9 protein-coding genes are annotated in these 8,012 nt (G+C 47.6%); 6 read left to right on the top strand and 3 right to left on the bottom strand.

Annotation, left to right across the window (positions count from 1 at the left end; translation table 11 throughout):
• A partial coding sequence (locus RMO52_RS22445; protein WP_310418760.1) for a glutathione S-transferase family protein occupies positions 1–579 on the top strand: 579 nt, incomplete at its 5' end.
• A 50-nt stretch (positions 580–629) separates the two neighbouring features.
• Here RMO52_RS22445 and RMO52_RS22440 read toward each other — a convergent pair.
• Entirely contained in the window at positions 630–2,036 is a 1,407-nt protein-coding gene (locus tag RMO52_RS22440; protein WP_310418757.1) for a cytochrome P450, read from the bottom strand.
• A 300-nt stretch (positions 2,037–2,336) separates the two neighbouring features.
• Entirely contained in the window at positions 2,337–3,725 is a 1,389-nt protein-coding gene (locus RMO52_RS22435) for a cytochrome P450 (RefSeq protein WP_310418754.1), read from the bottom strand.
• A gap of 47 nt (positions 3,726–3,772) precedes the next feature.
• Between RMO52_RS22435 and RMO52_RS22430 the strand changes: the two genes are divergently transcribed.
• A complete protein-coding gene (locus tag RMO52_RS22430; RefSeq protein ID WP_310418752.1) occupies positions 3,773–3,916 on the top strand; it encodes a hypothetical protein in 144 nt (47 codons plus the stop codon).
• A 62-nt stretch (positions 3,917–3,978) separates the two neighbouring features.
• Here RMO52_RS22430 and RMO52_RS22425 read toward each other — a convergent pair whose 3' ends face one another.
• Positions 3,979–5,337 carry a cytochrome P450 gene (locus RMO52_RS22425; RefSeq protein ID WP_309744782.1) on the bottom strand — a complete coding sequence of 453 codons (1,359 nt, stop codon included), beginning with the start codon at positions 5,335–5,337 and terminating at the stop codon, positions 3,979–3,981.
• A gap of 37 nt (positions 5,338–5,374) precedes the next feature.
• On the opposite strand from RMO52_RS22425, the gene RMO52_RS22420 reads away from it, so the two are divergent.
• The 4 genes from RMO52_RS22420 to RMO52_RS22405 all read left to right on the top strand — a co-directional run.
• Positions 5,375–6,292, top strand: coding sequence for a TetR family transcriptional regulator (locus tag RMO52_RS22420; protein ID WP_310418747.1), 918 nt, complete (start codon positions 5,375–5,377; stop codon positions 6,290–6,292).
• Positions 6,293–6,385: 93 nt separating this feature from the next.
• Positions 6,386–6,613 (top strand): hypothetical protein, encoded by a 228-nt coding sequence (locus tag RMO52_RS22415; protein ID WP_396135082.1) that lies wholly within the window; start codon positions 6,386–6,388, stop codon positions 6,611–6,613.
• A gap of 38 nt (positions 6,614–6,651) precedes the next feature.
• Positions 6,652–6,846, top strand: a complete 195-nt coding sequence (locus RMO52_RS22410; RefSeq protein WP_309744776.1) for a hypothetical protein — start codon at positions 6,652–6,654, stop codon at positions 6,844–6,846.
• A gap of 96 nt (positions 6,847–6,942) precedes the next feature.
• A partial coding sequence (locus RMO52_RS22405) for a PQQ-dependent sugar dehydrogenase (protein WP_396135081.1) occupies positions 6,943–8,012 on the top strand: 1,070 nt, incomplete at its 3' end.

The raw sequence follows: 8,012 nt of genomic DNA, 5'->3' as shown, positions 1-8,012 counted from the left end.
GCCGATCCCGAAACTAGAATGCCAGAATTTTTGGCATTAAATCCCAGAGGGCAAGTACCGTTGCTCGTCGAACCCGACGGTACCAAAATCAATGAATCCTTGGCGATCTTGCACTATCTCGAACTGCGCTATCCTACACCTTCGTTACTACCAACCCAGAAAAATTGGCAAGAATATGCAAATGCGATCGCCTGGATTCAAGAGGCTGAAGCATTTGCTGGCGCTTACGAACCGCTCGAATATTTCTTTCTCAAAAAACCTTCAGATCTGAATGATGAGGAAAAAAAAGAAATTAAAAGAGCTATTATTGCGATTAACTTCGATCTAAATCTGTGGGAAGAACGCGCCTCAAAACACACCTTTATTGCTAGCGAATTGTTTACACTCGCTGACTGTTCGTTTTACCCGACGATCGCCTATATGATGCACCGAGGTTTATTATTAAATGGCTTTCCAAATTTGATTGAATACGAGCTACTGGTTAGAGAAAGAACTTCAGTGCGATCGACCCGTCCCGAAGGTTGGCGGTACGATCGCACATCCAAACCTAATTTATTTCAGCTAGCGACAATATTGTGATTTTTTCATACTAGAGTCAAATCGATCTATGATTTGTGAGCTGCACAGATCTACCCACCCCGCCCTACGGGCACCTCTCCTGGGAGGGGATTTATTGGCACAAATGTTGCTTTTAGATGCTTTTGCATCGTAAATGGGCGGCGCACTGGGGCAATTTCAGCGGTTGTCGGTGTCACTGTCCAATCGTATTTTTGCAATAGTGTCGAGAGAATTATCTTCATCTCCATTTGGGCGAGTTCCACGCCGATACAAATATGCGCGCCACCACCAAAACCGATTAATGAATAAGGCTGTTTTTTATCTTCCTCGCGCGGCGGTGCAAATCTGTCGGGATCGAATAAATCTGGATCTTGGTAAATTTCTGGTAAGCGATGAGTCAGCATCGGGGAGATAAAGATAAACCAACCAGCAGGGATTAAATAACCAGCATATTCGATATCTGCTAACGCCACGCGGGCAATGAGAAAAGCTGGTGGATAAAGACGTTCGCCTTCTTTAATAACATTGGTCATGTCGGGCAATTGCCGCAGATGTGTCATTGAAATTGGTTCTGTACCCATTACTTGCTGCTGTTCGTCGCGCAACCTTTGCCGCCATGCGGGACTATTACCCAGTTCAAATAACAACCAGCTCATCAGCGTCGATGTGGTGTCGTGTCCGGCAAAGAGAAACGCCATCACTTGGTCGATTATCTGCGTTTCGGTAAATTTATTACCATCTTCATCGATTGTATTTACCAGCAAACTCAGTACATCTGTAGACCTGTCTAAATCGCCCCGCGCGGCTCTTTCAGCAATAACTTGAAGAATATAGTCAGCAATCTTGCGGCGTGCGGCTTGTCCGCGTCCGTAGCTAGTCAGGGGACTATCCCAGCGGATGACTCCAGAGACACTATCTACTAAGGTATTAAACCACTCGCTCACCTGCTCGACTTCTGCCGTACTTTCGCTACCTAAGAAAATCTTCACCACGACAGTCAGCGTCAGCTTGTGCAGTTCCGCACTCAGATCGATCGTACCGCGTTCGCCCCAATCCGCCATCGCCTCAGTGACAACCGACTGAATCGTGTCAAAATAACCTGCGATCGCCTGTTGATGAAATACAGGTAAAATCAGCTTCCGATTCGTGCGATGTGCTTCGCCATCTTTGAGCAATACGCTATCTGCTGAAATCGGTTCTAATAATTTATTACCCAACCGCGATGATAGCTTGTCGGCGGCATCTTTGAATACCAGTCGATTTGCCTCTGGCCCGACTAGGCAAGCCGTTTTGCCAAAGATGAGCGATGATGATTTGAAAACATTGCCATTGGCTTGATGTTTTTGCCAATAAAATTCTTCGCGCTTGGTAAGAAAACTAATGAGTTCGCCAATAATCGGCAATCCATAGCTACCCGGCATCAGATCGGCAGACTTGAGTTTATTATTCATCGCTACAAATTTTTGCTTGGCGGACATCGATCTAGATTCGGTCAGGCTTTTATACTAACGAAAATCTCTTGCCTAATGTCGATTGGTAGGTAGCTATGTTGGTGCTGTTGGGTTTCGTGCCTCAACCCAACCTACAGACTTCCCAAAAATCCCCTCCTGGGAGGGGTGCCCACCGGGCGGGGTGGGTCGCCATCTTCGTTTGCGGAGCGTCTCTGGAAGAGAATCGAGCCAATTGACTCCAACTGCGCTAAAGTTTGCAATAACTTCAAGCGATTTCTGGTCGAGCGATCGAACTCGATCGATCGGAGATTTGTGGGTGGCGGAGATCTACCCACCCCGCCCGTTGGGCACCCCTCCGAGGAGGGGATTTATTGAAACAAATGTTGCTGTTAGCTTTTTCTGGGTCATGAATGGGCGGCGCACTGGTGAAATTTCGGTGGTGGTGGGTGTTACCGTCCAATCGTACTTTTGCAACAGTGTCGAGAGAATTATTTTCATTTCCATTTGAGCGAAGTCCGCGCCGATGCAACTATGTACGCCACCGCCGAAACCAATTAACGAATATGGCTGTTTTTTATCTTCCTCTCGCGGCGGTGCAAATCTGTCGGGGTCGAATAAATCTGGATCTTGATAAATTTCTGGCAAGCGATGGGTCAGCAGTGGAAAAATGAGTATAAACCAGCCTGCGGGGATGATATAGCCAGCATATTCAATATCGGCGATCGCCATGCGACTGATGAGAAAAAGTGGTGGATAGAGACGTTCGCCTTCTTTGAGGACATTACTCATCTGCGGAAGTTGGCGAATCTGGCTCATAGCAATCGGTTCGTTCCCAACTACTTGCTGGTGTTCTGCGCGGAGTTTTTGCCGCCATTCGGGATGATTTCCCAACTCAAATAAGACCCAATCCATCAGGCTAGATGTGGTCTCATGTCCGGCAAACAAAAACAGGATCGCTTGATTGACGATCTGGGTTTCGGTGAACTTATTGCCATCCTCATCGACTGTATTCATCAATAGCCCCAACACATCCAGCGCATTAGCTGGATCGTCGCTGCGATCGATCCGTTCTCTGATTACCTGTCGAATATATTTGACAATTTTGCGGCGCGCAGCTTGTCCTCTACCATGAATAGTCAGGGGAGTATCCCACTTGAAAAGGCCGTATAGACCTCCGGTTAGAGTCGTAAACCACTCGCTTACTTGCTGGATCTCTACCGTTTTTTCGCTGCCTAAAAAAGTCTTCACCACCACAGCCAGCGTCAGCTTGCGGAGTTCGGCATCGAGATCGATCGATCCACGTTCGCCCCAATCAGCTACCGCCGCCGTCACTACCGACTGCACCGTGTCAAAGTAAGAAGCAATTGCCTGTTGATGAAATACTGGCAAAATCATCTTCCGACTGGTGCGATGCTGTTCGCCATCTTGGAGTAGCACGGCATCGGTACTAACGATCGGGGCGAGATACTGATTGCCCAATCGCGATGATAACCTGTCGGCTTGCTCCTTTAACACCAGACGGTTGGCTTCTGGGCCGACTAGGCACGCAGCTTTGCCGAATCCTAATGCGGCTGTTTTAAACACGTTGCCGTGCTGCTGGTGTTGCTGCCAATAAAATAGCTCTTGCTTGCTGATGATGTTGATGATTTCACCAAATATCGGCAATCCAAAGCTACCCGGCATCATTTCAGCAGACTTGAGTCGTCGATCGGTCATAGCCACAAGTTTTTTCTAGGTGGACATCCAGGCTGGGTAGAGCTTTTATGCTAACCAAGATCGCACCCCGAATGCCAATCGAGATGTCATACCAAGTCCGGTTTGTAAAAACCACGAACCTTGCCCTCACCCCCAACCCCTCTCCCAAGTTTGGGAGAGGGGAGCCAGAGCCGCAGGATCTGGCGGGGTGAGGGCGAAGGGATTTCACTAGCAGAAGAAGTCTTTGTAACTTGAATTGAGCTGTCAGCTACTGTCATGACTCGATCGATCCAAACGTTGCTGTTAACTTTTTCTGCATACTCAACGCTTTGCGGACTGGCGAAATTTCAGCAATAGTAGGTGTCACCGTCCAATCGTACTTTTGCAGCAAAGTCGAGAGAATTATCTTCATCTCCATATTGGCAAATTCCATCCCAATGCAGCTATGGGCACCGCCACCAAAACCAATTAGAGAGTACGGGTATTTCTTATCTTCCTCGCGCAGGGGCGCAAACCTGTCAGGATCGAATGACTCTGGATCTTTGTAAATTTCTGGCATTTGATGAGTCATGCTGGCAAAAATTATGACGTACCAACCAGCCGGAATAGTGTAGCCAGCATATTCGATATCTTCGACAACAGCGCGGGCAAGCGCAGGAGCTGGTGGATAAAGCCGTTCGCCTTCTTTGAGGACATTACTTAGTTGAGGAAGTTGGCGGAGCTGTTGCAGTTTTAAAGGCTCATTACTCGCAACTTGTTGCTGTTCGGTGCGTAATTTCTGCCGCCATTCGGGACGATTTCCCAGTTCAAACATCAACCAACTCATCAGGCTAGAGGTAGTTTCATGAGCGGCAAATAGAAATCCGATCGCTTGATTGATGATTTGGGTTTCGGTAAACTTATTACCATCTTCATCGACGATACTCATCAAAAAGCCGATAACATCTTTCGATTTCTCTAAATCGCCAAGCTCGATTCGATCTTGAATAATCTGCCGAACATATTCAGCAATTTTGCGCCGCGCCGATTGTCCTCGTCCGTAAAAAGTGAGCGGATTATCCCACTTCACCATCCCCTCAGTACTATTTACCAGCGTGACATACCACTGCGATACTCGATCGATTTCTTCGGTTTTGTTGCTACCCAAAAAAGTCCTGACAGCGATCGCCAGCGTCAGTTTTCGCATCTCGGTTTCGAGGCTAATCGTGCCCAGCTTGCCCCAGCTTGCCACGGTTTCGGTGACAACCTCCTGAATCGTGTCAAAGTAAGATGCGATCGCTTGACGGTGAAATATGGGCAAAATCAGCTTGCGACTGGCGCGATGTTCTGCGCCATCTTGCAACAACACCAGATCTTTACTGACGATCGGTTCTAGAGATCGATTCCCCAATCGCGATGATAACTTATCGGCTGCATCTTTCAACACCAATTGATTAGCTTCTGGCCCAATTAGGCAAGCACATTTACCAAACCCGATCGCTTCTGGTAGTGATATTTTGAAGATGTTGCCGTACTGTTGGTACTGCTGCCAATAAAATAGTTCTTGTTTGGCGAGGATGCCAATCGTATGCCCGATCAACGGCAATCCAAAACTTCCAGGCATCATGTCAGCGGGTTTGAGTTTTTCAGCCATAACAACAATTTATTCCAAATTGTGACACAATTAGTTTATGAGTAAGTCCTCATCTTTGTCAAGCGACAAACCTCTCCGCCGTCAACCTCAGCAACAACGAGGGAAACAGCGCGTAGAGAAGATTCTCATCGCCGCTGCGGAAGTTTTCGCTGAGGCGGGATTTGCAGCGGCAACGATCCAACAAATAGCCGATCGAGCCAATACTGCGGTCGGTTCGATTTACCAATTTTTTCCAGATAAATTAGCAATTTTCAACGATATATTTGCCGAGCATATGCGGCTGGAGGAGTGCATCGAGGCAGATTTTTTCGCTCAGAAGATCGATCGACCGCTAGATCGAGGTATTAGCGAATATATTGATGCCTACGCGGTCTATTATGAGGAGCCAATTCCCCGCTGTATCGTCGTACAGTATTACTTACAGCCGATCGGGGGCATGGAGAGTATGATGGCCGATATTCCTAATCTTCAGTCGATCTCATACAAAAGACATGCCAATTTTTATCGCCAACGCAACCCCAATTTGAGCGTAGCCAAAAGTGAGTTACTGTCGGAAGTTGCTCACAAAATCGTGCAGGGCTTGGTGCCAAACGCGATCAAAAGCGATGAAAAATATCGACAGGAGATCTATGCCGAAATCAAAGATGTCCTCTACGGCTATCTCAATCCCCACATCGGCGACCATTTGCTTCAAGTGTGTAATCAATTGATGATATGCCCTGACTGTCAGAGCGATCGAGTGGCGAAAAACGGTCGTCAGCAGGGCAAGCAACGCTACGTATGCAAAGGATGTGGGCGGCAATTCCTCGATCGATACACCCAAAGAGGATATCCTCTAGAAATTAGACACAGATGTCTCGCTCTCCACGCCCAGGGAATCAGCTTTCGCGAAATCGAACGTCAGACGGGGGTAGATTGCAATACGGTAATTAATTGGGTGAAGAGTCTGAGTTAAGTATTTAGTATTTCAGAACTAAGATCGACTCAGTTGATGTTTCAAACCACTATAATTTTCGGTAAGGATGAAAACTTTATTTTGGTTGTCTTTGTGGCGCAAGTTATCGAAATTCCGATTCTCTTGCAGAGACGCTACGCGAACGGATTGGCTCAGTTTCAACTTCCCGCAGCAGTTCACGATCGCTTACAATTTTTACTCGATCGACAAGATGCAGGTACCCAACTTTCCGAGCATGAGCGGCTAGAAGCTGAGGGATTAGTAGAGTTGGCTGAGTTTCTATCATTGCTAAAACTGCGATCGCACCAAGTAACGAACTGATTAGTGCCATATTCACATCACAATTGGAGGATTCGATCGTGATTCAAAATCAAATCCAGTATAGAAATACCAAGCTCAAACTCAAAGAATTCGAGCAGTCGTTGTTAGATTTAGATAGCAACCCAGATAAACTGTCACCCCGTCTGTTAGCAGCTCAAAAGGCTGGCTTACAAGTCTGGATCGATCGCTTGGATTCCCAAATTACCGTTGCGGTCGCCGATCCATCTAATTAGAAAAGAATGTAAAAATATAGATAGGTCGATAGTGTCCGTTGGCAAAGCCTGCGCCTAGCGCAATCGCCGAAATATCCTAGCAATCTGTAACTTGTTGTGAATATTCTCACCAAATTTTCTTGGCGATCGCTAGCATTGAGAACGATCGCGATCGCAGTGCTATCTAGTCTGGCTTGCTCTAGTAACGCCCAGAAATCTCCAGTCAGTCAGAATGCCCAAGCAAATTATCGGCTAGTTCCAGTTGTCAGCGGGTTAGAAAATCCCTGGAGTTTGGCTTGGCTGCCAGATCGTACCATGCTCGTTACCGAGCGGCCTGGGCGGCTGCGAATCGTGCGTAATGGTATCCTCGATCCTACCGCGATCGGTGGCGTTCCAGCGGTATTTGCCAGCGGTCAGGGGGGATTGATGGATGTCTCGATCCATCCGCAATTTGCTAAAAATCGGCTGGTTTATCTCACCTATGCTCATGGTAACGACACAGCCAATCGCACGCGACTGGCAAGGGCCGTGTTTGATGGCAAAAACCTCAAAAATCTGCAAGCTATCTTTGAAGTCACTCCCGTCAAACCCGGTTCGCAACATTTTGGTTCGCGGATCGTGTGGCTACCCGATAATACCCTGCTACTCGCGATCGGCGATGGTGGCAATCCCCCACTGCAAATCGAGGGTAAATTACCCCGCTTCCAAGCCCAAAATCGGCGCAGCCAGCTCGGTAAAGTCCTCCGCCTCAAAGATGATGGTTCGATTCCCCGCGATAATCCTTTCGTCAAAGCAGCCAATACAGATCCGGCAATCTGGAGCTACGGACATCGGAATATCCAAGGCATGACCTTCGATCCAATTTCCAAGCGAGTTTGGGCGACAGAACATGGCTCAAACGGTGGTGACGAACTCAATCTGGTGCAAAAAGGCAAAAACTATGGCTGGCCGCTGGCTACCTATAGTACAGAGTATGGGTCTAGTGAAAAGATTTCACCAAATAAATCGTTACCTGGATTGGAAGATCCCAAAGTAGTTTGGACACCCGCGATCGCACCTTCGGGTTTGACAACATACAATGGAAAACGATTTCCACAATGGCAAAAAAATCTGTTTGCAGGCGGATTGGTCGATCGCTCGGTACGCAGACGCCGGTGCCGGACATCATACGGGCGGCTACCGTTCAG

Origin of the sequence: Chamaesiphon sp. OTE_8_metabat_110 (assembly GCF_031382685.1) — a bacterium.
Lineage (GTDB): Bacteria > Cyanobacteriota > Cyanobacteriia > Cyanobacteriales > Chamaesiphonaceae > Chamaesiphon.
The sequence above is the reverse complement of the archived record's forward strand: the minus strand, read 5'-3'. Positions and strand labels throughout refer to the sequence as shown.

Coding starts and splice junctions, on each gene's coding strand:
- RMO52_RS22430 (WP_310418752.1), top strand. CDS start 3,773: ATGCTAACCAAGATCGCACCCCGAATGCCAATCGAGATGTCATACCAA.
- RMO52_RS22435 (WP_310418754.1), bottom strand. CDS start 3,725: ATGACCGATCGACGACTCAAGTCTGCTGAAATGATGCCGGGTAGCTTT.
- RMO52_RS22420 (WP_310418747.1), top strand. CDS start 5,375: ATGAGTAAGTCCTCATCTTTGTCAAGCGACAAACCTCTCCGCCGTCAA.
- RMO52_RS22440 (WP_310418757.1), bottom strand. CDS start 2,036: ATGTCCGCCAAGCAAAAATTTGTAGCGATGAATAATAAACTCAAGTCT.
- RMO52_RS22425 (WP_309744782.1), bottom strand. CDS start 5,337: ATGGCTGAAAAACTCAAACCCGCTGACATGATGCCTGGAAGTTTTGGA.